This is a genomic window from Bacteroides sp. 3_1_13, from assembly GCF_001185845.1.
Classification (GTDB): Bacteria; Bacteroidota; Bacteroidia; order Bacteroidales; family Bacteroidaceae; genus Bacteroides; species Bacteroides xylanisolvens.
This window is the reverse complement of sequence record NZ_KQ236956.1, coordinates 248,326-275,111: the sequence shown is the minus strand read 5'-3', so window position 1 is coordinate 275,111 and position 26,786 is coordinate 248,326. Positions and strand designations below refer to the sequence as shown.

17 protein-coding genes are annotated in these 26,786 nt (G+C 38.9%); 7 read left to right on the top strand and 10 right to left on the bottom strand.

All coding sequences use genetic code 11. The annotated features are described in order from the left end of the window. Positions 1–5 precede the first annotated feature (5 nt). The 9 genes from HMPREF9009_RS13450 to HMPREF9009_RS13410 all read right to left on the bottom strand — a co-directional run bounded on the left by HMPREF9009_RS13450 (position 6) and on the right by HMPREF9009_RS13410 (position 9,989). Positions 6–1,565: an ATP-binding protein gene (locus HMPREF9009_RS13450; RefSeq protein WP_049702467.1), complete on the bottom strand. Its 1,560-nt coding sequence runs from the start codon at positions 1,563–1,565 to the stop codon at positions 6–8. A gap of 88 nt (positions 1,566–1,653) precedes the next feature. Continuing rightward, entirely contained in the window at positions 1,654–2,064 is a 411-nt protein-coding gene (locus HMPREF9009_RS13445) for a HEPN domain-containing protein (protein WP_049702466.1), read from the bottom strand. Next, on the bottom strand, positions 2,061–2,375 hold the full coding sequence (locus HMPREF9009_RS13440) for a nucleotidyltransferase domain-containing protein (protein ID WP_015532942.1): 315 nt from the start codon (positions 2,373–2,375) through the stop codon (positions 2,061–2,063). The genes HMPREF9009_RS13445 and HMPREF9009_RS13440 overlap by 4 nt, the downstream gene beginning before the upstream one ends. 237 nt (positions 2,376–2,612) lie before the next feature. Beyond that, on the bottom strand, positions 2,613–3,155 hold the full coding sequence (locus HMPREF9009_RS13435; protein WP_232313589.1) for an REP-associated tyrosine transposase: 543 nt from the start codon (positions 3,153–3,155) through the stop codon (positions 2,613–2,615). Between the two features lie 273 nt (positions 3,156–3,428). Continuing rightward, positions 3,429–3,815, bottom strand: coding sequence for a DUF3592 domain-containing protein (locus HMPREF9009_RS13430; protein WP_225473796.1), 387 nt, complete (start codon positions 3,813–3,815; stop codon positions 3,429–3,431). 61 nt (positions 3,816–3,876) lie between these two features. Then, a complete protein-coding gene (locus HMPREF9009_RS13425; protein WP_049702464.1) occupies positions 3,877–6,234 on the bottom strand; it encodes a PAS domain-containing protein in 2,358 nt (785 codons plus the stop codon). A gap of 87 nt (positions 6,235–6,321) precedes the next feature. Further along, on the bottom strand, positions 6,322–6,846 hold the full coding sequence (locus tag HMPREF9009_RS13420; RefSeq protein WP_008025626.1) for a biotin/lipoyl-containing protein: 525 nt from the start codon (positions 6,844–6,846) through the stop codon (positions 6,322–6,324). Positions 6,847–6,875: 29 nt separating this feature from the next. Continuing rightward, positions 6,876–8,387 (bottom strand): acetyl-CoA carboxylase biotin carboxylase subunit, encoded by a 1,512-nt coding sequence (accC, locus tag HMPREF9009_RS13415; protein ID WP_008643568.1) that lies wholly within the window; start codon positions 8,385–8,387, stop codon positions 6,876–6,878. A 57-nt stretch (positions 8,388–8,444) separates the two neighbouring features. Continuing rightward, complete coding sequence (locus tag HMPREF9009_RS13410; protein WP_004314805.1) at positions 8,445–9,989, bottom strand: acyl-CoA carboxylase subunit beta; 1,545 nt, start codon at positions 9,987–9,989, stop codon at positions 8,445–8,447. A 513-nt stretch (positions 9,990–10,502) separates the two neighbouring features. Between HMPREF9009_RS13410 and HMPREF9009_RS13405 the strand changes: the two genes are divergently transcribed. After that, a complete protein-coding gene (locus HMPREF9009_RS13405) occupies positions 10,503–12,002 on the top strand; it encodes an L-lactate permease (protein WP_049702463.1) in 1,500 nt (499 codons plus the stop codon). A 437-nt stretch (positions 12,003–12,439) separates the two neighbouring features. Here HMPREF9009_RS13405 and HMPREF9009_RS13400 read toward each other — a convergent pair whose 3' ends face one another. Further along, positions 12,440–14,980 carry a Kelch repeat-containing protein gene (locus tag HMPREF9009_RS13400; RefSeq protein ID WP_049702462.1) on the bottom strand — a complete coding sequence of 847 codons (2,541 nt, stop codon included), beginning with the start codon at positions 14,978–14,980 and terminating at the stop codon, positions 12,440–12,442. A 473-nt stretch (positions 14,981–15,453) separates the two neighbouring features. Here HMPREF9009_RS13400 and HMPREF9009_RS13395 point away from each other — a divergent pair, with 473 nt between their 5' ends. The 6 genes from HMPREF9009_RS13395 to HMPREF9009_RS13370 all read left to right on the top strand — a co-directional run bounded on the left by HMPREF9009_RS13395 (position 15,454) and on the right by HMPREF9009_RS13370 (position 26,695). Continuing rightward, entirely contained in the window at positions 15,454–17,298 is a 1,845-nt protein-coding gene (locus tag HMPREF9009_RS13395) for a carboxypeptidase-like regulatory domain-containing protein (protein ID WP_232313588.1), read from the top strand. 115 nt (positions 17,299–17,413) lie between these two features. Further along, a complete protein-coding gene (locus HMPREF9009_RS13390) occupies positions 17,414–20,593 on the top strand; it encodes a SusC/RagA family TonB-linked outer membrane protein (protein WP_008025639.1) in 3,180 nt (1,059 codons plus the stop codon). 37 nt (positions 20,594–20,630) lie between these two features. Next, positions 20,631–22,685: a RagB/SusD family nutrient uptake outer membrane protein gene (locus HMPREF9009_RS13385; RefSeq protein ID WP_008025641.1), complete on the top strand. Its 2,055-nt coding sequence runs from the start codon at positions 20,631–20,633 to the stop codon at positions 22,683–22,685. 42 nt (positions 22,686–22,727) lie between these two features. Beyond that, entirely contained in the window at positions 22,728–23,534 is an 807-nt protein-coding gene (locus HMPREF9009_RS13380) for a DUF3823 domain-containing protein (protein WP_008025643.1), read from the top strand. 114 nt (positions 23,535–23,648) lie between these two features. After that, complete coding sequence (locus tag HMPREF9009_RS13375; protein ID WP_008025645.1) at positions 23,649–24,845, top strand: glycoside hydrolase family 76 protein; 1,197 nt, start codon at positions 23,649–23,651, stop codon at positions 24,843–24,845. 200 nt (positions 24,846–25,045) lie between these two features. Next, positions 25,046–26,695 carry a glycoside hydrolase family 32 protein gene (locus HMPREF9009_RS13370; protein WP_008025648.1) on the top strand — a complete coding sequence of 550 codons (1,650 nt, stop codon included), beginning with the start codon at positions 25,046–25,048 and terminating at the stop codon, positions 26,693–26,695. The last annotated feature ends 91 nt before the right edge of the window (positions 26,696–26,786 follow it).

Below are 26,786 nucleotides of genomic sequence, written 5' to 3'. Positions count from 1 at the left end.
CCGGGCTAGTTTTTTGTTTCTACAATCCACTTTTCAATATTACGGGTTTCCGCACTAAAATTTACTCCTATTTTAAAGAGTTTACGTCCGTCCATTTCGAAAGGAAGAGCATAATTCTTGTCGTTAATCTGCTGTAAAGCATCTTCTGCCGTACCGTTCAGCTTAAATTCCATGATATAAATAAATTTATCGGTCTGCAAGACAAGGTCGATGCGCCCTTCACTCGTATGATACTCTACCTTGGTGTAGAAACCTAGCAGTTTAAAAACGATAAAAAGAACATTTTCGTAATGTAGCTCCTGGTCCCGAATCACTTCGTAAGTAGTGTCTGCAAAGAAACTTTGCAGACGGCGGAAGAAAGAGTTATAATCACCCGCCTCCACTTCACGGACAAACTTCTGAATTTCAAACGGGGACTCGACCTTATTTACATTTGCATAATAGGGAAGCAAAAAACGAACAAATCCTTCTTCTACTTCACGGTTGGGAAAACCTAAGCGATACATGCCAAAACGTTCATCATATCCCTTAATGGTTAGATATCCACTCTGATAAATTACCGGAATGGGGTTAGTAGATTCAGAGTCTATACTGTTCAACACCTGGGCATCGGTTTCTTCATGAGCCATCCGTTCCAAGTCATAATGATGTTTTTGCAGTAACTTCACCAAATAGGTAGGCGTACCCGTTTCAAACCAATAACTGCCGAACTCCTTGCGTTTGAAAGCGTTCAGCAAACTGAACGGGTTGTACATACCGATTGAATTATGCGTAAAATGATAGCCATCATAACACTCTCTCAAATCTTCACAGAGTTTGTCATACGTTATTCCACGTGCTGCTGCAAATTCATGTAGTTCCGCTTCCAGATTTTCATGGATTTCACGCTCGCTGACACCACAAATTTCGACGTACTCATTCCACATTGAAATATCATCCAAATTGTTCAAGTCGCTGAATACACTGACTTTGCCAAACTTTGTCACGCCGGTAAGCAGAGCGAACTTTATATACCCGTCCTTCGTTTTCAAAGCGCCATAAAATGGCTTCAGGGTATTTCGGAATTGCTTTTGAAGTTCTTCATTGCCGATAGCTTGTAACATAGGTTTGTCATACTCATCTACCAGAATAACGACACGTTGTCCGGTCTTCTCACAAGCACGCTGAATGATACCTGCAAAACGCAAGGAAAAAGATGTCTCGGATGGACGGGTGCCGTATTGGCTTTCCCAATATTCCAGATTATCATTCAATATCTTATCCAGACTTTCCGGAGTGTCATACTTCTCGATATTCAGGTCGAGATGCAATATAGGATATTTAATCCAATCCTTTTCCAACTTTTCTACTGCCAAGCCGGTAAACAGTTCTTTTTTTCCTTGAAAGTAAGCCTCTAAAGTAGAGATGAGCAGACTCTTTCCGAAACGGCGCGGACGGCTCAAAAAGTAATAACGCCCGGTTTTTACCATTTGATACATCAATGCCGTTTTATCAATATAAAAATAACCATCCTGACGAAGGCTTTCAAAATTCTGAATACCGATAGGATAAATTTTATTGCTCATAATCTCTTCTTTTAAAAACCAACAACACATAAGTGAAGCAAGCGGATTCAAAATCCACTGGGACGGATCACCTTCTTTGTATAGATTCCTACTCTTTATCTCTTATTAATTCTTGAATACTATTTATGAAAGTCTCCGCTTGTGGATATAAGTTGTTTACCATTTCTTCGTCACAATATACAAAGTCATCATAATCTCCACTATGCCTTTTCTCAAATAATGTAGAAAAAGTTTTTCCTACTTTTACAGGAAGTTTTCCTGTCGAAATAAAGTGCAGACCAAGCATCGTCTTCACCCCATTATGAGTCTGCGTTTGAATATCATATTTTAAAAGAAGAGCTACAGTTGCATAATAGCATGCATAATACAGCCTGTTAATAGCAGCATTATAGAATGACTCACGTATCATAACCTCAGCCTCTCTCAATGTTTCATAAGCACGTTGTATCCGATAAGCGACCAGTGCTTTCTTACTTTCCTTATCTAGAATTTCTTTCATAAGACAATACCTTCGTTTATCACATTTACATAAAAAGGTGTTTTAAAAGGCCGGTTCTCCCAAAATTTCTTCAAAACAACTATCGGGCTAATACTAACACCTGTTTTCAATTCCAATTCATATAAAGGTAATGTGATAGCTTCTTCTTTAGCCAATGTCATTTTATCACCTTCCACTAAAATGAGTAAATCAACATCACTATCATGCCTGGCATCCCCACGCGCCTCAGAGCCATATAAAATAACCTGCGCATTGGGAGCAACACGTTTTAATGTTTCACGAATAGCTTCTATAATCTCCGGTCTCTTCATTTCTTACTCTTTCTAAATGCATGAATGAATCAAACTTACTACATTACAAAGATACATTTTTCTATCTAAACAACATCACATCTTACATGAAAGTTCGCCATAAAATCATTTAAAGTAGGTTTCCGTTCTCTGTTCAATCTGCTCCATTCAATCGGATTTGCAATCCGTTCAATCGGATTTGTAATCCGATTGCTTGAGTATCAGGATTTGTAATCCGCTCCTTAACCTCTTGCCTTCCTAAACTACAATCACCTCTAGCAGTCCTTTATCACCCGCATAACTCACCGCCGAACTATATAAATAATCTTCCTGCCGTGCAACAATCTCCTGCTTCACCGGATTATTATGAATATAATTCAATTTTTGCAGAAAGAAGTCATGCAAATAAATTAATTCGGGATGATTACCTTCTTGCCAAAAACGATACTTAGATATTTTTTTGTCATTAGCTCCGGCAAAGCGAAAACGATCCAGCATCCATTCGCGACGACTTTCTTGAGGATCGGTTTCGAGTTCTGCCATAATACGTTTACTAGTGAACTTTTTAAAATCTCGAAGAATATCCGAAACTGTTACTTCTGTTCCGGAACTGACAATCATGTGCAAATGGTTACTCATTAATACCCAGGCATAAATTCTTAAGCCTTTTTTCTCCTGACAATAGGCTAGTGACTCCAGAATTATATGCTTGTATTTAGGACGGGTAAAGATATCTATCCAATCGACAACGGTAGAAGTAACAAAATATAATTCATCTAAAACTCGATTCGCAGTATCCATTGATATACTAATTTGATTAGAGAGGATAAATGTACGATTAAAATCGAAAGAGACAAAGGATTTTAAACGATCGGATAAGATAAGCGGATTAAAAATCCTGATACCAAAGACCAGCGGATTATAAATCCGCTGGCTCATGCTCATAGCTTCTAATGGTTAAGCATTCTACAATTATTCACCGATTTTGTAGACTTCTCTTCTAAGATAATTGAATATTCTAAGAACAAGAAATAAAAAAGTGACCGGTAGAAAAACAGTCACCAATTAACCCTTTCACTCAACAACAATCGTACTAATTTGAGGATTATGGCTATCGTATGTAACCGTCACAGGATACATAGAGCCATAATCCTTTATTTTTTTAATAAAAGGGATATTCTGTCTGGTATAACCCAAAGAAACTTTGCTAGAATAATGTTCTCCTCCAACCATATATTGATAATAGACTACGAAAGAATAAGAAACACTACCACCCATTCGCCCTTGAGTCATGTCATATTTAAGTTCATGGCGTACGATATTTCCTACTGTTTCTTTATCATAATTTTCTGGAAGTGAAGAATAATACAATAAAAAAGACACAAATACCATAAAAAAGAAGGCGATTATAGCAAATGAATATTCCGACCAAAAAGTTCCCTTATGAGGAGGCTTCTGCACATACTTCTTTTTCGGTATTGTTTTTATGATCTTACGTTTTCCCTTCTGTCGCATCTATTCATTAAACAATAGTCGAATATTTATCCAAAGCCTTTCTCAAAGTTCTTTCCGAAACCGGTTTAGTCACAAAATCATTGCATCCCATCTCTAAAGCCAATTCTTTATCCGTTTCAAAAGCATAAGCCGTCAAAGCAATAATAGGAACCTCTTTGGAATAAGAACGAATGATATGCGTTGCTTCCAATCCATCCATGCGTGGCATTTTTATATCCATCAGAATTAAGTCCGGTTGATACTGCTTATACATTTCAATGGCTTCCACCCCATCCTTAGCCCAAAGCAATGTATATTCCCTGCCGATCAGATTCTTCAGCAGGATGAAATTACTTTCTACATCTTCCGCTACCAAAATCTTTTTGATCTGTTGCACACGATTTACAGTATTTCCTTTAGATTCCGTCTTTGACATTTTAAAGATTTCGCCGAGTTCTCCGGCTTCTTCATAAGGAATCGTGAAATAGAACGTAGAGCCTTTACCCAATTCAGAAGTCACTCCTATTTCTCCACCGATCTTTTCGATAATCATCTGACAGATAGATAGCCCTAATCCTGTGCCTTGAGCAAAAGAGTTCAGTTTGACAAAACGCTCGAAGATATGATCTACCTTTTCCGGTTCTATTCCTATTCCTGTATCCTTCACATATACACGAATATTTTTATCCGTCCGCTCAAAACCCAAACGAATCTCTCCTGCATACGTAAATTTACTCGCATTAGTCAGGAAATTCGTTATCACCTGCATGATACGATTCTGATCTCCCTCAATAAATAAATTCTCATCCACATTATCAAAAACAAGAGTTACCCCTTCTTTCACACGTTCTTTATGAACAGCATAAATTGTCCGGCAAACTTCTCCCAGATTCATTGGACGCTTGATATATTCCAGTGTCCCGGCTTCTATCTTCGATAAATCCAGAATATCATTAATCAGTTGCAACAAAATATCCGAATTCTGATTGATAATACCCGAATAGAGCTTTTTCTCTTCAGTAGTTTCGGCAGCAGGCAATAATTGAGAGAATCCTACAATTGCATTCAGTGGTGTCCGGATCTCATGGCTCATATTAGCAAGGAAAGCACTTTTCAATCGGTCGGATTGCTCCGCCTTAATCCTTGCCTTTATCAGTTCCTGCTCAATATTCTGAAGATTAGTAATATCCCAAGAGATACCAATCAGCAACGGTTTGCGTCCTTCCATCGGCACAAGTGCCTTTAATGTCTGTACGATACGCGCTTTCCCGGTGGCGGAAAGATACGTTTCCTGCATATCAATACGCTTATGGGTCTGAAGTAATTCCAAATCATCCTTACGGAATTTCTCTGCGTCTCCATGACTCGGAAATACTTCATAGTCCGTATGTCCGATCGCTTTAGACGCCGGGATACCTGAATGGTCGGCAAATGCTTTGTTCCAATACAAATACCTAAAATCATTTTCCGGGTCTTTCACAAACAAATAGACTGGGATATTATTCAAAATACCATCCAGCAATAGATTTAGTTCGCGAAGTTCATCCTGTTTCTTTATAACATCAGTAATATCCTGTGTAAAGAACCAAGTCAGTTCTTCATTATTCTCACGAATCAGAAATGTAGACACCTGATGCATCCGCTCTTTATCTTCACCTTTCCGCATATAGGCAGCACGATAAGCAAAAGTGCCATCATTGTCACGTATTTCCTGAAGACGTCTTTCCCACGCCTCCTTTGTTGTCATAGAGACGGGCAAATCATATATCTTTTGGATACCCATCTGTTGGGTAACTCCGTATTCTTCTATAAATTGCTTATTTGCATAAACCAATGTCCCGTCTTCCGATACGGCAAGAATGCTGTCACTCACTTTATCGAGTACACTCTTGAAAACCTCCAGTTGCCTTTGCGTGGTCACCCGCTCCGTTATATCACGACACATAATCAATACATACTCTTCATCCAACGGAAAGATACGATTTTCGTAATGATGATGTTCACCATTAAAATCCAATTCATGATGGGCGGTTGAAACAGCTCCCGTGCTGACAGCCTGACGCATATTGGAGTGAATATTCTGATATGCTTCCGGTGGAACCATTTCCCGCATATACATTCCCTTAAAATCTTTGTTTGATATCCCGACATGATTGGTTTCTTCATTGGAAACAACTTCAATGCCTACTTCGTTCTGATTGAAGACAGTCAGCATATCCGGCAAAGAGTCCAGAATCCTGACAGCATATTTTTCTTTGAAACTAACGGGACGATTACTTATATTCTCATTCCTAAGAATAGAAAGCTCCTTTTTGAGCTGCTCATTTTCTTTCTTTAGCGCTTCCAGCTGTTCTAATAGTGCTTTTTGGTTTTGTTCGGTGTTCATGATATATCAGAATAAATGCGTACTTATCTGCCAAAAGTAAATATTTTTTTGAAGATAAGTACGCAAAAGCTAGTTTTTTTTTGAAAATCATTCAATTACCATGATCCGGTCGTTCAATGCCACCTTCATGCCATCTTCCACAAACACCTCTTTGACTACTCCATCCGTCACCGAACGTATCTCATTCTCCATCTTCATTGCCACCAATACGCAAAGCGGATCGCCACGTTTCACATTGTCTCCTTTCTTTACATACGTCTTCAGTATTACTCCCGGCATCGGTGCCTGTACTACCTGACGTCCCACAGACTCGGCAGCAGTGCGGGCATTATGTATCTTCTCCATTTCTCCCTGCAATTCAATCTGATAAAGCTCCCCTTTATTCATGATTGTATATGAATTATTGGAAGAGGGAGAAATCTGCACTCCATGCGAGTGGTGATCGATGATGATCGAATGGATAGAGTCGCCACCCATGTTATAATCGACCTCATATATTTTGCCATTGACTGCAATCTTCTTGATTGGTCCGTCCTCCAGTATTTCCACCTTATATTCACTATCCGGCATGTCCTGGAGCTTGGCGTAATATGTAGCTAATGTTGTACCCATAATCTGTTCTGTTATTTTTTAGTCTTACATCAATAATTATTAGCAGTCATCTGCAACTTACCATAATACTTCCAGAGCGATTCGCCTACCACCGGAAGCGTTGTGGCACGGGAAGCCGCTTCTTTCTCCCGTTCGTAGTGTCTCACTGCGGCAGCAATGACAGCCACCGTCGGATCGGTATTCTGACGGCGTTTCAGATCTTCCTTATCAAAGCGCGTATCAATAAACGTTGTATCATATTCGCCTTTCAGGAAAGCTGCATTCTTCAATACACGTTGATGGAAAGGAATTGTTGTTTTAATTCCCAAAATCTTGTACTCGCGCAAAGCACGTGCCATATTGGAAATGGCAGAAGCACGGGTACGTCCCCAACAACATAGCTTGGCAATCATCGGGTCATAATGCAGAGAGACTTCAAATCCGGCATAAGCGGCACTGTCAAGACGCAGGTTACGCCCTTCGGGAGCTTCACGAACAGTAATCACCCCGGGAGAAGGCATGAAGTTATTCTCCGGATCTTCCGCATAAATACGACATTCGATAGCTGCTCCGCTAAACTGAATATCATCCTGTTTATAAGGTAACGGATTTCCGGCAGCAACTGTTATCATATCCCGAACCAGGTCAACTCCCGTACATTCCTCCGTCACAGGATGTTCTACCTGCAAACGGGTATTCATCTCGAGGAAGTAGAAGTTTTGGTCTTTATCCATCATAAACTCCAATGTCCCGGCACTGTAATATCCTATTTTCTTACAGGCTTCCACAGCAACCTTCAACATCTTCTTTCTCGTCTCTTCTTTCACAAAAGGAGAAGGACTTTCCTCTATCACTTTTTGGTTACGACGCTGAATGGAACATTCACGTTCGTAAAGATGGACCACATTGCCATATTTATCTCCCATGATCTGAACTTCGATATGATGGGGATTCTCGATGTATTTCTCAATATATACCGCATCATTGCCAAAAGAAGTCCCTGCTTCGGATTGCGACAAACGAAGAGCCGTTTCCACTTCTTCTTCCGTACGTACCAAGCGCATTCCTTTTCCTCCACCTCCGGCAAGTGCTTTCAGCATAATGGGATAACCTACTTCATTGGCCACTTTCTTCACTTCATCAATCCCCTGCACAGGTGTCTCGGTTCCGGGAACAATGGGTAATCCTGCTTCACGCATAATCTTACGGGCTTCTGTCTTGATTCCCATTTTGGAAATAATGTCCGCACTCGGTCCGATAAAAATCACTCCTTCTTCTTCACAACGACGGGCAAAATCCGCATTCTCCGACAAGAAACCATATCCCGGATGAATAGCGGCTCCGGTCTTTTTGGCAATGGATAATATCAATTCCGGCTTCAGGTAGGAAGTATCTTCAGGCGATTCGGAGATGCAATAGGCTTCTTCCGCATAACGTACGTGCAAAGCTCCTCGGTCTACATGGGTATAAACAGCCACCGTCGAGATATTCATCACCCGACAGGTACGGAAGATTCGCATCGCTATTTCACCGCGGTTGGCTACTAATATTTTCTTTATCATAATCTTTTTATTCTTTTAATGAACACTCTCCATTCTCAACTCTCCACTCTCAACTTATTAAAGCGGAAGATTCGAATGTTTCTTAGGAGGATTAGACTGCCGTTTGTTGGCAAGCATCTCGAAACTTCGAATCAACCGCAAACGGGTTACCGCCGGATCAATCACTTCATCCACATATCCCAATTCCGCCGCCCGGTAAGGATTGGCAAACTTCCCGCGATAATCATCCTGAAGTTCTTTCCGTTTTTCTTCGGGGTTTCCGGCCTTATCTATATCCTTACGGAAAAGAATATTCACAGCTCCATCCGGTCCCATCACTGCTATTTCGGCAGTAGGAAAAGCAAGATTGACATCTCCGCGGATATGCTTGGAGCTCATCACATCATAAGCGCCACCGTATGCTTTGCGGGTGATAACCGTAACTTTCGGCACTGTAGCCTCACAATAAGCATAAAGCAATTTTGCCCCGTTGCGGATAATTCCGCCATATTCCTGATCGATTCCCGGAAGGAATCCCGGCACATCTACCAATGTCAGTAAAGGGATATTGAAAGCATCGCAGAAGCGGACAAAACGGGCAGCTTTGACAGATGCGTTAATATCCAGTGTACCAGCAAGTACCAATGGCTGATTAGCCACCACTCCCACTGTTTTTCCATTCAGCCGGATATAGCCGGTCACAATATTCGCTGCATATTCTGCCTGAAGTTCGAAGAAACTATTATCATCAGCCACTGCTTCAATCATTTCTTTTATATTATACGGCTGATTCGGATTGGTTGGAATCAAATTAGCCAGTTCCGGAGTCAGGCGGGTCGGCGAATCGTTTGTAGCTACAAACGGAGGCTCTTCCATATTATTTCCCGGCAGATAGGAAATCAATTCACGAATATAATTAATACACTCAATATCATTCTCCGCAGAAAGATGAGCTACACCGGACTTTGTCATGTGTACGCCTACTCCGCCGAGTTCCTCTTTAGTGACTTCTTCCTGTGTCACACTTCTCACCACATCCGGTCCTGTAATAAACATATAACCGGAATTTTTCACCATCAGGATAAAATCTGTCAATGCAGGAGAATAAACCGCACCTCCGGCACATGGGCCCATGATCGCGCTAATCTGTGGAATCACTCCGGATGCCATAGAGTTGCGCAGGAATATCTCGGCATATCCGGCCAAAGAACGTACCCCTTCCTGAATTCGTGCACCGCCCGAGTCATTCAATCCGATGATGGGTGCTCCCATTTGCATAGCCATGTCCATCACTTTACAAATTTTCTTAGCGTGCGTTTCCGAAAGAGCTCCACCAAATACGGTGAAATCCTGTGCAAAGACATAGACCAGGCGCTTGCCAATCATACCATATCCCGTCACTACCCCGTCTCCGGCAAATTTCTGCTTTTCCATACCGAAATCGGTACACCGATGGGTTACCAACTTATCCAGTTCGATAAACGAACCTTTCTCCAATAATAAATCGATGCGTTCACGGGCGGTCAGTTTGCCCACAGAATGTTGTTTTTCAATGCGAGCGTCTCCGCCGCCTTTTTCTGCTTTCCTGTTCAGTTCTTCCAGGTTGTTAATAAGCTCTTTCATAGGCTGTAGTTATTAAAGTTGTATGTGTGTGTAAAAATAAACAGTAATATATGAAATCATTGTCATATTGATTACACAAAGTACTTTTATATAATGAACGCCTCATGTGTGGAAAATGTTAGCATTTATGCCTTAAAACATCTTTATCCATTTATTTAGGGAGCTTTTTTTTGCAGGTTGCGACAACAAACTTCCCCGCTTTTCTGTTTATCGCTTATCATTTTTAATAAAACCTATACCGTTGTCAACTTCGATGTTGAACAAGGCCGCATCATTATCCGGGAAAATCCGAAATACCTTAGTCTGAACGAAATGTATCAGGTAGCCAACAGCTATCCGAAAGGCAGCAAAGCTAGGTAACGAAGCTGCGCTGGCCAACTTAAAACAATTACAACAAATTCTTAGCGTGAAGATGAAATAAATAGAAAAATCTTTTTATTCAACCGACCAAAGTGGGACGTTTGTTTGTTATATCAATAATAAACGACGTTCCACTTTTTAAATCTGATAATTATGACCTTGATCCTTGCTATTATTCCGGTGTTACTGTTGATTATATTAATGGCATTCTTTAAAATGCCGGGTGACAAAAGTAGTATCATTTCTCTGATCGTGACGATGCTGATTGCTATTTTCGGCTTCGCTTTTTCAGTAGACAATCTGTTTTACTCCTTTTTATATGGGGCGTTAAAAGCCGTCTCTCCTATCTTAATCATTATCCTGATGGCTATTTTCAGTTACAACGTATTGTTGAAAACGGAAAAGATGGAGATTATCAAACAGCAATTCGCTTCTATTTCTACCGATAAAAGTATTCAGGTGTTATTACTGACTTGGGGATTCGGGGGACTACTGGAAGCGATGGCCGGCTTCGGGACAGCAGTTGCCATTCCGGCAGCCATTCTTATCAGTCTGGGATTTAAGCCTATCTTTTCGGCAACCGTAAGTTTGATTGCCAACAGTGTAGCCACCGCTTTCGGAGCGATCGGAACTCCGGTGTTGGTATTAGCCAAAGAAACGAATTTGGATGTATTGCATCTTAGCACGAATGTCGTATTGCAGTTATCCGTTTTGATGTTCCTGATTCCGCTGGTTTTGCTTTTCCTTACTGACTCCAAACTTAAATCGCTTCCCAAAAATATATTTCTTGCCTTATTAGTAGGCGGAGTTTCTTTAGTCAGCCAGTATCTGGCTGCCAAGTATATGGGTGCTGAATCTCCGGCCATTATCGGCAGTATTCTTTCGATTATCGTGATTGTTCTTTATGGAAAACTGACTGCCTCTAAAGAAGAGAAAGCACGGAAAAGCCATCTGAAAACAAAAGATATACTGAATGCATGGAGCATCTATTTGCTGATTCTATTTTTAATCATTCTGACCAGTCCCCTCTTCCCGGAATTGCGTCATACATTAGAGAATAACTGGATAACCCAAATCAGTTTGCCCATCAATGCTTCCACCGTCAATTATACCATTTCCTGGCTAACTCATGCCGGGGTATTGCTTTTCATCGGAACTTTTATCGGTGGATTGATTCAAGGAGCTAAAGTAAAAGACCTGTTCATCGTTCTTTGGAATACAGTGAAGCAATTAAAGAAAACATTCATCACAGTGATCTGCCTTGTGGGATTATCCACAATTATGGATAGTGCCGGAATGATTGCTGTGATTGCCACGGCACTGGCTACGGCTACGGGAAGTTTGTATCCACTGTTTGCTCCGGTCATCGGTTGTCTGGGAACGTTTATCACCGGAAGCGACACCTCTTCCAATATTCTTTTCGGAAAGTTGCAAGCAAGTGTTGCAGGGCAAATTCATGTCAGTCCGGATTGGCTGTCCGCTGCAAATACAGTAGGTGCTACAGGTGGTAAGATTATTTCTCCACAAAGTATTGCCATTGCTACTTCTGCGGGAAACCAACAAGGAAAAGAAGGTGAAATACTGAAAGCAGCTATTCCTTATGCGTTGGTGTATGTGGCGATTACCGGAATTATTGTTTATATTTTCAGTTAACAAACCCAAAGTGCATAAAGAACAAATAGAGATATGAAGCAAAAGCCATTTATCCCTTCACCCCTTCACCTTTCCCTGTTCATCGGTGTTTGCGGGTGAAGGGCAGCCCTTCACCAAGAGTTCACTCCCGATTTCATTATAGCAAATCGGAATATGCTTATAGCTAAATGCAGTATGCTCATAGCATTTATTTTTCTTCCTGATAGTTGAAACAAACATTGGGATATTTATTTTAAATACGCTAAATGATTGAAACAAACTCTTTGATTTTTGTAAAGCATCGCTTTAAGTAGGCTAAAGCTATGCTTTGCATACTCTAAAGCATAGCTTTATATTCACCAAACAAGTACACGGGGAAAGGGCGGGTGAATCAGCTATCCTTCACCTTGTATATACCTATTTATCAGCCTTTACAACAAAAGATGAAGGGGACAACATCATACTCTTTTTTGTATATCGGTAAATGAGTAAGGATATTCTGTATTCATCGTATTCATATATTCGACACTGAATTTTAAATATTGCACTTTTGCCTCATTTACCATATTCATTTTTGTCAGAGACTGAATTGCATAACAAAGAGCCTCATCATTTATAGGATCAATATAAAATAAACTCTCACAAAGTGCAACAACTATCTTATACGCTTCTTTTTTAAAACAATTTTCGATCTCAATCAATAATACCGGTTCTAATTTTTGCTCAAGATTTCCTTTGAAAGAATCGAACTCTGGCATATCAATTGACCGAAGAAACTTCCCGCGAGATACAATTCCAATTAGTTCTGTCGCATTTCCTCCAGTATTATTTATCATCAAAAGTTTGACGCAAGCAAGATAATCACAATAAAATTCATCCGTGTATTCAATCCTGAACAAACCTTTATCATATACAAGTTCAATTCCATCAATTTCTTTTAAGATTCCTCTTACATGATTAATGGCAACCCCACGTGAATTTTTCACCTTATCTTCAGATTTACCGGGCCAAAACAATTCACTTAACCTCTGTGATGAGATACCTCCTTTAGGGCTATATTGAAGAATTGATAAGAATACCTGTTTTAATTTGGTACTAAACATATAGGTTATATCCTTATTTTGCCTGTCACGTACCATAAACTCCCCAAACAAATAAACGCTATTAGCTTTTACTAAATTTTGTTCCAAGGAAGTGGAACATTTTACATTTACTGGATTTATAACAGTTTTTTTATCATTTGCTCCTTGTTTCTCATGGGAACGACGTCTGATAAAAAAGATCAAAGCAGATATAATTACTATAACTAATAATATAAGTAATGCTATCAATATTTGGAAAGTAAATTCACTATTTCTACTGTGAGGTATGTATGCACTCAATGACGCATGACTTATCGGAGGAAAAGCCAATGAATACACACCCACACTGGAAGATATATCATCGTCGTCAAATTCCTGAACCACCGCAAAGAGTTTATTGAGTTTGTCACTATAATACAAATTAGCTTTCGTTTTTATCTTTTCGGAACGTATAGGTATAGAGTCACCCAATATTTGGAAAGTTCCGTCTTTGAATGCAAAACGATATAATTTGAGATAAGTATTAGAACAATGTTCCGGATAACAAAGCGTATAAAAATAAGAATCATCCTGAATAACCATTTCTCTTACAGGAACTATGTTTTCTCTATTCCATGGTATTTCCCACAGCTTGGAAACCGTGTTATTGTTCAAGTCTACTTTATGTAAATCATAAAAATATTGACGTCCCACTATTTGTTCGCCTGATTCATTACCCATACCTCCATATATATAGAGAGAATTGTCATCCTTACGGTATCCCATTGATGAAAAATAGCGTGGTTCTATCCGGTCTCCTTTCAAAACGACCGAGTCCAGTCTGTTTTTGTTATAATTATACACATACAATTCTTTACTATAGTATATGTCTCCAAAACCGCCAAATATGAAATGCCGTTCATTCTCCCGATCATAAGCAACACTATGGTGATGAAGTTGCATGGGTAAGTTTTCATTACTCACTACAGTCCATTCTTTCGCTCGCAAATCCAAAGTTGCAACTGTTGGTTTGCCAGCATCATCTACATGAACTTCATATACATAAAGTTTATTAGCCCCACTATTCCAAAAATTTGTTCCCAGAAAAATATCGATAGGACACTTATTTGCAAGACTATTACATATTACGTCACCCGAGTACAAATTATAGGTAATAAGAGTATCTTTATTAAATATGTAGATATTATCCGTAAGATCATCAAAATTATAGCCTGCTACACTAGAAGATGTAAACTTATACTTCTGTACCCAATTATAAGACTCATTTATAAGCCATTTCGGATTACTAACTTGTCCGAATACTTTTCCCTCAATAGAGTAAACCTCCTCTCCTTCACTTTCATCTAAGGGAAAATTGTACTGTTGTTTATCATCAGAAATTATAAGTTGTCTTATTGAGAAAACTGGCACATCAATCATATAATCACTCTTTCCAAAATATATGTCTGGAGTCCATTTAGAAGGTAACTCAAGGTTGTGTACAAAAAATTTTTGTTGTTTGATTGCAAGACATAAAGAATCTTTTTGTAAATCAAATTCCATCGATACTTGAAACCAACGAGATGCTACTAAATCCTTAGTCTCAAACTTGGCAGCAATAAGACTATTCTTTCCTTCTTCGTTTAGTTTAAACACAGAGAATATACCATCGTTATAATAAGATAAATTATAAATCTTATTATTTTCATTCTTTATCCTAACGATATAACCTAAACGAGAAGGACGCGTTAATGACATTTCAAAACTTATATTAAACTTATCCGAAAACTGAATAGGTGTATCATTAAAAACATTATAAGATGTACGCTCATCAATGGGATAATCATTCCCTTTAAATTCTAATCCTTGCCCGTATAAGGTCGATGATAAGAAAAGTATACTTATTATAGCTATGATATGGCAAGATGACAACTTCATAATATTTTATTTGTGTGTTTCTAATCAAAGAATTGAATGCAAATTTAAAATAAAAAATCAAATTACAATAAGCTTAACACCTTTAATATTCATTTTTTTTTCAAAATTATTCTCCAAGAAGAAATAATCATAACTAGCATCTCTCCTATTTTTAAATAAACCACTATTAAAGAAGCGCTTAGTTCCACAGAGATATATCCAGGTATCATATTTATAGAAAAAAACTTCTGTATATGTTTACATTAATGAAAAACAATGAACTCTCAACATTATTGATATATCAAAATATTGACTTTAAATGGCAAAGATTAATGTATTTCCTAGATAAATAACCGCTTTTTAACCTATAAATTAACCGTCATACTCTTTTTTTGCCAAAAATTACACAACGAATTATAATGCATATAAAAATCGAAAAAAAGAAAAACACATTTGACAATTCCGGTAAACTTACAATACATAGATATTTAATTATGAAAAACAAAAAACTTTATTTTGAATTGCGTATGAAACTAATGAAAAACTTACGAACGTTTACGTTCTTTATGTTAGTGGGAGCTATCGCTTTCACAACTAGTTCGTGTAGCGATGACGATGATTCGACCAAGTCTGACTATGGTACTGTAACAGGTATGGTAACTGACGAAAACAACACGCCTATCAGTGGTGTTGCAGTTACTATTTCTGATGTCGAAGGTTCTACAGCTACTGGTGCCGATGGAAAGTACTCTTTCTCCAATGCACCTATGGATAAACGTACCATTACATTCACCAAAAAAGATTATCTGACTACCAGCGCAACTGTTTTAGCCAGCAAGTTCGATGCTAATAAAGTAGCATCTATAAGTATTCAGATGCTAAGTGCAGCAGCAAAGGTGATGGGTACTGTAACTGATGCTAAGAACAACAATGCTCCTCTTGCAGGGGTAACAGTAAAACTGGGTTCATTGACTACAACTACCGCCAATGATGGTACATACTTATTTGAAAGTCTCATTATTGATGATTATTCTATTACATTTAGTAAAACCGGTTATGTAGCAGTTTCAAGGGATATCAAGAAAGCCCAGTTTATAGATAAGATAACCACTCTCGATATTCGTCTGGGTGGAGTAGAAGTATTACCAGGTTTAACAGCTGATGATTTGAAAGAGGCTGATAAATGGCTTTATAATGAATACAGAGGCGGAAAAAATGCTGATAGCTATCCTCATTGGGATTGGTCAACCGATTATATGTGTACTTTGAGTTTCTGGGGTAATATGGAAGAACAGAATGAAGGAAGCACTTTAAGGATCAGAAATACAGGTGACGAACAAAAAAATCCGGCTAATCTGGACGCATTTGATTCTTATACTTATGGTAGCAAGAAAATCACGGAAGATAATAAGATTTTGTCATTAAGAATCCGCACCCATAATGCAGATGACAAAGCACCGGCGTATTTTGGAGTGCAAGTAGTAGATCTTTCTGCTGCAGAACCTGTAGCTGTGAAAGTGGGAGAAACCAAAACCTGTGGTTCGCAAAGTTATACAGATTATGATTTTGACTTAAGTGACTATGTTGGAAAAGAAGTTATTATAGCTATCGGAATCTATCGTACCGCAACAGGTGATTATTGGAAACAATTGGTTCTTCGCGCTATACGCTTCGCTCCACAAAAAGTTGAAGGATGGAACTGGTTGCCCGGCACCGCTATCACAGGTTTGGAAGAATGGAAGTTAACTGCAGAAATGGTCCGTTCAACAATGGTTCAAACAACTAAATCATTCACTGGAATAAGCCCCATTCGCGGTGGTAGCGGCGATTATTATGCAGCATACCGTGAGTGGCGAAATGTAAATCATATAGCCTATTGTTGGGCATTTATGCCGACAGTAAAAGACCCAGAAGTATTCCCCAGTGAAGGTTATCTGATAAAAACAACAGGGAACGGAGCCGCTAATACCAATAAACCCGAGGCCTACTTCTATGCTAAATTTGCAATTGCAGAAGGAAATAATAAATTAACGTTGAAAACCCGCACGTTTGGTGATCAATGGACATTCTTTAAACTTACTGCTATCAAAGAAGACGGAACATTCGTCAATCTAAATCCAATATCTAATACGGCCAAAGAAGCAGCTGCTGCAGAAAATGGTTGTTGGAAGTTCAAACATGATGCAGGAGGTCCGGACAACCCGAATACCTATGCTACATTCGTATACGACCTAGCTCAATTTAACGGCAGTAATGTAGTGTTAGCCATAGGTGTATTTAATGGAGAAAAGAGCAGCAATGAAAATAAGCTGGTATTCCACAGCGTCGAATTAAACTAAAAAAGACACTGTTCTTACTCGAATCTTTTGCTTGTTTGCCTATTCAGGCTAAAGATTCGAGTAGCAACCAGTTCATACTGAATAAAAACATAACTAAATTTTAATAATTATCATTATGATGAAAACACAACGTGCAAAAAAAATGCAATATCTGTATTCTTGCATTCTTATGGTGTTTCTTCTGACTTTGAGCTCACCATCATGGGCGCAGAAAAGAACCATATCAGGTATTGTTACAGATGAAACCAATGAACCTGTAATCGGGGCTAATGTTGTAATCAAGAACACAACCGTAGGTACGATAACCGGTATAGATGGTCAATATCGTATTGAAGCTCCAGATAATGCTACTTTAGTATTCTCTTTTATAGGTTATAATTCTATAGAAGAAAAAGTGAATGGGCGTACACAAATCAATGTTTCTATGAAATCCAATGACATCACTCTTAGTGATGTAGTGGTTGTGGGATATGGTGTACAAAAAAAAGTAAGCCTTACTGGTGCAATAGCAGGAGTGAGAAGTACCGACCTATTGAAAACAAAAAATGAGAATCCGCAGAATATGCTTACCGGTAAAATCTCCGGAGTACGCGTATGGCAAAAAAGTGCCGAACCCGGGTCTTATAGTAATAACTTTGATATTCGTGGATATGATGCTCCATTGGTCATCATTGACGGTGTTCCTCGTGACGTGCAAGACTTCCAGCGTTTGAATGCTAATGACATTGATGATATATCTGTACTGAAAGATGCCTCGGCTGCTATTTATGGGGTACGTTCTGCCAATGGTGTTATATTAGTAACTACTAAAAAAGGCTCAAAAGAGGGAAAAACAAAAGTCTCATACAATGGTTCCTTTACCATCCAACAGCCATCTGACATGCCTAAACTGGCCGATCCGTATGGAACAATGACTTTATATAATGAAAAGGCGATGAATAAAGTAGATGGTGGGAATATTATATACGGTGAAGATCAGTTCGAAGCTTTCCGCAATGGTTCCCGCCGAGCTACAGATTGGAATTCATTAATATTTTCAGATCACTCTCCTCAAACTCAACACGATATCAGCATCTCAGGAGGAAATGAAAGAACCCAATATTATATAGGTATGGGATATTTCTATCAGGAAGGATTTTTCAAATCAGGAGATTTGAATTATGAGAAATATAATATTCGTTCTAACATCTCGACAAGAATTCTTAAAGGATTGACTTTCGAACTCAATCTTAGTGCTTTCCTCGATGAACGAAATTCTCCTTATTACAGTTCAGTCGATATTATTCGCAACTATTGGTCACAAGGGGTATTGTATCCTGCGTATGCCGATCCGAAAAATACAATGCTAAATTACAAAGGATTAGAATTGGAAAATAATACGGTTGCCTTCATGACTTCCGATGTGTCAGGATACAAAAAGAACAAACAGAAAAATATCCAATCTTCAGCATCACTCAATTTTGATTTTGGAACAATAACACCAGTTTTAAAAGGCTTGTCGGCAAAAGCATTGTTTAGTTACGATTACCGATTGGACAACAATGAAAGTTACCGTAAGGAATATTATCAATATGCTTATGATGATTTGACTGATACCTATACTCAAAAATTATACAACAACAGTTCTCCGAGCAACCTCCTCCGAAAAATGTACGATAAACAACAGACTCTGGCTCAGTTGATATTGAATTATAATCGCACATTTGGAGAACATTCCATAAGTGGATTAGTCGGTTGGGAAACTCAGAAACGTCAGGGAGATAATTTCTATGCCCAACGCAATCTTGCCTTCAGCGTTCCATATCTTTTTGTAGGCGAAGACACTGCCCAACAAGGTGGAATGTATTCGGGTAACTCCGATCTTTACGAGGAAGCTAATTCAGCTTTAATAGGTAGAATAAATTATGCTTACGGAAGCCGTTATCTACTTGAAGCTCAATTCCGTTATGATGGATCTTCCAAATTTGCCAAAGGGCATAAATGGGGGTTCTTCCCTTCCATATCAGCAGGATGGCGTATCTCTGAAGAACCGTTTTTCAAATCAATATCTGCTCTTTCTTTTGTGAATCAGTTGAAGGTACGTGCCAGCTATGGTGTATTGGGAGATGATTTAAGTAATAATTGGAATTATGAATGGGCACAAGGATATAATTATCCTGCTACCGGCGAAAACGCAGAAAAAGGGTATTATAATCATTACGCTCCGGGATTTGTTTTTGGTGATAAATTCGTTTATGCCGCCTCACCGAAACCTCTTCCTAATGAGGGTATCTCATGGTACGAATCAAGAACATTCGACATTGGTGTAGACTTTGAGGGATGGGATGGTTTATTCGGTTTTGTGATTGATTACTTCGACCGCCGCCGTAAGAACATGTTTGCCCGTAGTAGCGGAGATTTACCAACAGTTGTAGGTGCTGAAGCTCCATTAGAGAACGTTAACAGCGACCGTCAATTTGGTATAGACCTGGAGCTTACACACCGGAATAAAATAGGAGATTTTTCTTATAAAGTAAAAGCAATAGGTACTATTACTCGCAGAAAACACATGACTGCAGTCGATAAAGGTCCTTGGTCCAGTTCTTATGACAGATGGCGCAATGATAATTTGAACAACCGTTATCAAGGCGTTCAATTCGGTTATAATTCAGCAGGACGTTACACTGATTGGAATGATATCTGGACATACCCTATTTATAAAGACAGAGATATACTCCCTGGAGATTACAAGTATGTAGACTGGAATGGAGATGGTGAAATCAATGGTCAAGATGAACATCCTTTCGCATTCGATCAAACACCTTGGTTAAATTACAGTTTGAATTTGGATTTCGCATATAAAAATTTTGATCTGAACATATTATTTCAAGGTTCTGCCCTCGGTTCTATGGAATATAAAGAACCTTTATACAATATATGGGGTGAAAATGGCGGAGGTGCTTTGGAGCAATTCCTTGATCGTTGGCATCCGACAGACCCTCTGGCTGATCCCTACGATCCGAAGACTCAATGGGTAAGCGGCCACTATGGATATACGGGCCATTATCCAAAAGGGAACTCTGAATTCAATCGCGTCAGCACAGCTTATTTACGTCTTAAGAGTATAGAAATTGGCTATACCCTTCCTCGGATAAAAGCTTTGTCGACCATGAACCTTCGCATATTTGCCAATGCCTACAACCTGTTTACAATAACAGGCGTGAAATTTGTCGACCCGGAACATCCTGACGACGATCTGGGTAGAATGTATCCGTTAAACAAAACCTACACAGTAGGAATGTCTCTTTCTTTTTAAGGTTTTGGACAAAAAAATAATTTAAAATATTATCTATATGAAAAAGATATTTATATTATCATTGTTTAGTATCTTATTATTCAGCGGTTGCAATGATCTGGATATTGCTCCCAAGAATCTCATTACCGATAAAGACTTAATAGGAAGTGAATCGGGAATGGATATTTATATGGCACGAATGTACAGTAATATGCCTTTCGAAGATTTTAAATATATGGCAAAATGGGGATTTGATTTCAATTCCTGGTTAGGTGCATTCGGTATTGAAGGAACAGGTGAAGCCGTAGGCAGAGATAACATCTGCAAGAGCTTTACAGGAGAAGATACTCAATACTGGGGAAAATCATTTCCTTTGTTGCGTGATGCCAATTTTTTAATTGAGAACTTGCCGAAATACGAAGGAAACTTTGCTGGTAATGTTTATAATCACTATATGGGTGAGGCTTATTTCGTAAGAGCTTTTGTCTTTTACACGATGGCAAAGCGCTATGGTGGTGTGCCGCTGGTTACGAGAGTGATACAATATCCGGCTGACGAAAATACGCTGGAAGTTCCCCGCTCATCGGAGGAAGAGACATGGAATCAGGTGTTATCTGACTTTGATACAGCCATATCACTATTAAGTAACAAACCGTTAAAGGATGGCTATTCAAGTAAATACATCGCATTAGCATTCAAATCTGAAGCTATGCTATACGCAGGGTCCGTTGCTAAATATAATGAAACAGTTCAAGGACGTCTTACAGGATTAGGACGCAAAACAGGCGTACGTGTTATCGGATTCGACGAGAGCCAATGGGAAGATGCATCCAAAAAATATTTCACTGAAGCTTATAAAGCAGCCCGTGAAGTAATGATAAATGGTGGTTATGATCTTTATAAGAAAAAATGGGCAGCAAACGATAAAGAAGCTCAATACCAGAATATGGTAGATATGTTTAGCGATCTGACTAGTCCGGAAAATATATATGTAAGAAAATACATATATCCAACCATCACACACGGATATGACGCTTACAGTGCTCCACTAATATTCCGCGCTCCGCTATCATCTGAAACGTGTCCAACTCTTGATTTTGTAGAATTATTTGATGGCTTCGAACATTATGCTGACGGAACAATGAAAGTAACTGACGGTGCTTCCAACACCGATGGCAACTATCTGCTGTTTAATACACCGATGGATTTCTTTAAAAATGCGGAACCTCGCTTACGTGCCTATGTAATCTTCCCCGGTGACATGTTTAAAGGTAGAGAAATTGAAATCAGAGCGGGAATATATACCGGAGCAACTCCAATCAAACCTTTTTTCAATGATTACTCTTTTGCCAATGCTGACACTCACTACCAAGATTTAAATGCATATACCGGCAAGCCCAAAACATTATATCTCAGTCCTAAGATGGAAAATCAAGAAGTTGTAAAATATGACGGTAAAGATATGACTGCAGGAGGAGAAAATGGTCCGTTCTATGACCAGGGAGAATCGGCAATAACCGGATTTTATGGACGTAAATGGCTGAACCCAGATCCATCGTTTGCGGCAGGCGAAGGAAAATCAGCTCAACCTTTTATATTGATGCGTTATGCTGAAGTTCTGCTCAATGCGGCCGAAGCAGCAATAGAGTTATCTTTAGCCGGAGTAACATCTCCTGATGGAGAAAATCTTCTCCAGCTGGCAACCAAAGCGGTAAATGATATCCGTGAACGTGCAGGAGCTACTCTGTTGACAAGTAACCTGACAGCTACAGAAGGAGGACGTGACATCGTACGGAAAGAACGTCGTAAAGAATTAGCCTTTGAACATAAGACTAAATGGGATTTACGTCGTTGGCGTGTACAAGACTACAATAATAGAAGCGGATTCTGGGGTGAAACAAGAGATAAAGATAAGTTTAGCAGTAATTCCCGTTATCGTTTCCGTGGATTATATCCTTTCTTCTCAACCCAAGCTGGTAAGTATTTCTTTGACGCTCGTTTCCAATGGACTTCAAACATAACTGCCGATTACAGTACTATTGACTACTACTTCGGAATACCAGGTGGACAAGTAACTAAGAGTCCGGTAATCGATCAGCAGCCTAATCGATAAAAGATAAGTGATATAAAAAAAACTAATTAAGAAACATAGAATATGAAAAAGATAACATTTTGTACTTTATTGTGTACACTGTTCACTTTCGGTTCCTGTGATATGTTCAGCGTTGACAATTACGACGAACCGGCGGAAACATTGCAAGGTGAAGTGATAGATATAGCTACAGGAGAAAGAATACTGACCGACCAAGGTAGTGAAGGTATTCGCGTACGCTTGACCGAACTTAGTTGGGGCGATAACGTCCAGCATAACCCTGACTTTTATTGTATGCCTGACGGTACATTCCAGCATACAAAATTATTCAAAGGCACTTACAATATTCGTATTGACGGTCCATTCATCCCCTTATTGCGGGAAGACGGCTACGGAGTACCTTTAGCTGATGAAACTATAGAGAAAGAAATATCAGGCGTAACAAAAGTCCGTTTTGAAGTAGAGCCTTTCTTAAAAGTAGTTCTCGTAGGTGAGCCGACAATTAGTAATGGTAAAATTACAGCAAAAGTAAAAGTGACAAGAGGTGTCAGCAAAGAAATTTTCAAAGAAAAGATAGAACCTCTAGGGAAATACAATGACAGCTTCGTGAATATGACTGATATACAACTATTTGTAAGTTATTCTTCAACTGTGGGGTATAGAGCAAGAGACGATCGTTGGTCTAACAAAATAGAATATACGGGAACAGACTTTGAACCTCTTTTCGGAACAGAAGTTACCATTAAGTCCAATGGCACAATACCCTCAGGCAGGACAGTATTTATACGAGCTGCCGCCCGTATAAACTACGCAACAGAAAGTGTCCGCCGCTGGAATTACAGTGAACCAATGGAAGTATTGATTCCGTAATTACTGGTGTATAATTTAGATTAAAACAATCCTATTTTGAAAAGAGGTTATTATCCTCTTATCCTAACGAGGATAACCTCTTTCATTAATTACATGTATAAAAAAAGAACAGTTATGAATAAAAATAAAACAATAATCGTTTTCAGTTGGATGCTGATGGCTATGTTATTCGGATGTTCCGACTCCGATGCCAATGACAACAACAATTCCGGTGATCAAGGATTCACATACAATGATGTAATTACAGCTTACGATTCATTCAATGAAAACTTGTTCCAAGATTCCCGCAAAGTCTATCGCAGAGATGCAGGAGGCGGAACATCAGACATTGCTGTAGGTTGGACACAAGCCACAATGTTTGATATGATAATGAACGCCTACAAACTCACAGGAGATAATAAATATCTAGATCTGATGCAAAAGCACTTCGAGGGATGTTCTAACGAATTCACATTCGATTGGTATGATTATTCCCACTGGGATTTGAACGATGATATGATGTGGTGGATAGGCTCACTTGCCCGTGCATACCTGCTAACTAAGGATAAAAACTACCTTGATATATCAGAAGAGGGTTTCAAAAGAGTATGGTACGGCAAACCGATAGAATTATATCCAGACCGGCATCCTAGAGATACAGGTGGGTATGACCCTATAAACGGAGGTTTGTACTGGGGTTGGAAAGATGATGCTCTAGGAAAAATGGCATGTATCAATTATCCAACAGTCATAGCTGCTATGGAATTATACAAGGCTACCAACAAATCCGACTATCTGGATAAAGCAAAAGATGTTTACCAATGGTCTACAACACATCTATTCAATACGACAACAGGGGCGGTAGCTGACTCTGAGCATCCTGACGGTGTCGACTGGACCACAACTGTTTATAACCAAGCTACATGTATGGGAGCGGCGGCAATGCTTTATCTTGAGACAAAGGATCAGACTTATCTGAATCATGCAAAAGCTGCTATGGATTATATTATAGCAAAAAAATCAACAGCCAATAAAGTATTAAGACCGGAAGGTGATCCAACACAAGATAAAGTAGCAGACGAAAAAGGTATTTATAATGCCATCTTAGCCCAATACATACCTATTTTAATTAATGATTGCGGGCAAACCCAATACATCGAATATATAGAACGCAGCATCAATCTCGGCTGGAAAAACCGTGACAAGGAACGTAATCTGACTAATAAGTTCTTGGAGCGAGTTCCATTATCAACATCACCCCTGTCTTCTTATACAGCTTCCGGTATTCCTGCACTAATGCTAACTTTCCCGAATGTAAAAGACCGGAAATAAAGAAGTTTCAAATATATATCCCTGTATGAGGGAATCAATAGGTAAATTATAATAATCATTTGTGCCTTTAATGTCTGTCTCATTAAAAGGCACAAATGATTTTCTTTATAAAGATAGAGGAACTTACTGAAAAAGACCAAAAAACACATATATTTGTCAGTGATTCCAAAGATTCAAATAGGTTATAATATAAAAACAGCATGAAATTACTTATTCAAAAAGCTATATTAGCCAATATTCTTCTTTTTATAGGCTATTCACTTTCAGCAGGAGAAATCAAAATAAAAATCGATAAGAGATATTTAAATATCCCTGTTTCTCATAAAGAGGACCGACATAAAATGACCTTTGAGGTAAAAGGCCAACCTGCCCTATCGGTTGTTATACGTCTTGCTCACGATGAAGCTGATTATTGGGTATTTAAAGATGTTTCCAATCTGAAAGGGAAAACATTGACAATCAGCTATGAAGGAAATGAAAAAGGATTAAGCAATATCTATCAGGATGACAATATTAAAGGAGAGGACAACTTATATAAAGAAAACAACCGTCCTCAATTTCACTTTACAACCCAAAGAGGTTGGATCAATGATCCTAACGGACTTGTATATTATGACGGAGAATATCATCTTTTTTATCAGCATAATCCTTTCGAGCGAGAATGGGAAAATATGCATTGGGGGCATGCTGTAAGCAAAGATTTGGTACATTGGGAAGAATTGACAGATGCTTTATATCCCGATCATTTAGGTGGAATGTTCTCCGGTTCGGCAGTCATAGATTATGGTAATACTGCCGGTTACAATAAAGGAGACACTCCGGCTATGATTGTTGCATATACGGCCGCCGGACTTGACAAGCAAGTACAATGTATTGCATATAGCCTCGACAAAGGACGCACATTTACAAAATATACAAATAATCCTGTGATAGACTCCAAGCACATCTGGAATAGTCACGACACACGAGATCCTAAAATTTTTTGGTATAATCCCGGGAGTCATTGGGTAATGGTGTTGAATGAACGTGATGGACACTCCATATACACTTCCGCTGATCTGAAAATCTGGAAATACGAAAGCCATGTTACAGGTTTCTGGGAATGTCCCGAACTTTTTGAGTTATCAGTAGATGGAAATTCCAATAACAAAAAATGGGTAATGTATGGAGCTACAGGTACATATATGCTAGGTTCATTTGACGGTAAAACATTTATCCCGGAATCAGGAAAGTATTTTTATACCAAAGGAAGCCTGTATGCAGGACAAACATATACTAATATACCCGACAGTGACGGGCGTCGCATACAAATTGCCTGGGGACGTATTTCACACCCAGGTATGCCATTTAATGGAATGATGCTATTGCCCACAGAACTAACTCTTCACACGACAAAAGAAGGAATTAGGCTATTCAGTAATCCGATTAAAGAAACCAAGCAATTATTTACCCCTTTGAAAAAATGGGCATCTTTGACATCTGATAAAGCAAACGATCATCTTAAAGAATTTCGCAATGCCGGAACTTTGAGAATCAAAACGACTTTCAAACTATCTCATGCTACAAGTGCCGGCATTGACCTTTTTGGTCAGCGAATCTTAGATTACGATATGAATGCAAATACAATCAACAGTGTGTTTTATTCTCCCGAAGACAGAAACAGTATGGAACTTACAGCCGATATATACATAGACAAAACTTCCATCGAAGTATTCATAGACGGAGGGATATATTCTTATTCTATGGAAAGAAAAGCGGCAAAAAACAATCAGGATGGAATCTGCTTTTGGGGAAATAATATTGATATAAAGAATCTGGAGATTTTTTCTGTAAAATCCATTTGGAATTAAAATGAGGTTATTCAATAAGTCTTCTAAAATGAACTTCCTCTTGCTGCAATTGCTTGTTGCAAGAGGAACTTTGCCATCCATATAGACGCAT

What these genes read in the sequence shown, in the direction of transcription:
- HMPREF9009_RS13370 (WP_008025648.1), top strand. Translation starts at nt 25,046, where the DNA reads ATGAAATTACTTATTCAAAAAGCTATATTAGCCAATATTCTTCTTTTT.
- HMPREF9009_RS13435 (WP_232313589.1), bottom strand. Translation starts at nt 3,155, where the DNA reads ATGGATACTGCGAATCGAGTTTTAGATGAATTATATTTTGTTACTTCT.
- HMPREF9009_RS13405 (WP_049702463.1), top strand. Translation starts at nt 10,503, where the DNA reads ATGACCTTGATCCTTGCTATTATTCCGGTGTTACTGTTGATTATATTA.
- HMPREF9009_RS13420 (WP_008025626.1), bottom strand. Translation starts at nt 6,846, where the DNA reads ATGGGTACAACATTAGCTACATATTACGCCAAGCTCCAGGACATGCCG.
- HMPREF9009_RS13390 (WP_008025639.1), top strand. Translation starts at nt 17,414, where the DNA reads ATGATGAAAACACAACGTGCAAAAAAAATGCAATATCTGTATTCTTGC.
- HMPREF9009_RS13380 (WP_008025643.1), top strand. Translation starts at nt 22,728, where the DNA reads ATGAAAAAGATAACATTTTGTACTTTATTGTGTACACTGTTCACTTTC.
- HMPREF9009_RS13445 (WP_049702466.1), bottom strand. Translation starts at nt 2,064, where the DNA reads ATGAAAGAAATTCTAGATAAGGAAAGTAAGAAAGCACTGGTCGCTTAT.
- HMPREF9009_RS13375 (WP_008025645.1), top strand. Translation starts at nt 23,649, where the DNA reads ATGAATAAAAATAAAACAATAATCGTTTTCAGTTGGATGCTGATGGCT.
- HMPREF9009_RS13400 (WP_049702462.1), bottom strand. Translation starts at nt 14,980, where the DNA reads ATGAAGTTGTCATCTTGCCATATCATAGCTATAATAAGTATACTTTTC.
- HMPREF9009_RS13440 (WP_015532942.1), bottom strand. Translation starts at nt 2,375, where the DNA reads ATGAAGAGACCGGAGATTATAGAAGCTATTCGTGAAACATTAAAACGT.
- HMPREF9009_RS13410 (WP_004314805.1), bottom strand. Translation starts at nt 9,989, where the DNA reads ATGAAAGAGCTTATTAACAACCTGGAAGAACTGAACAGGAAAGCAGAA.
- HMPREF9009_RS13450 (WP_049702467.1), bottom strand. Translation starts at nt 1,565, where the DNA reads ATGAGCAATAAAATTTATCCTATCGGTATTCAGAATTTTGAAAGCCTT.
- HMPREF9009_RS13425 (WP_049702464.1), bottom strand. Translation starts at nt 6,234, where the DNA reads ATGAACACCGAACAAAACCAAAAAGCACTATTAGAACAGCTGGAAGCG.
- accC (WP_008643568.1), bottom strand. Translation starts at nt 8,387, where the DNA reads ATGATAAAGAAAATATTAGTAGCCAACCGCGGTGAAATAGCGATGCGA.
- HMPREF9009_RS13385 (WP_008025641.1), top strand. Translation starts at nt 20,631, where the DNA reads ATGAAAAAGATATTTATATTATCATTGTTTAGTATCTTATTATTCAGC.
- HMPREF9009_RS13395 (WP_232313588.1), top strand. Translation starts at nt 15,454, where the DNA reads ATGAAAAACAAAAAACTTTATTTTGAATTGCGTATGAAACTAATGAAA.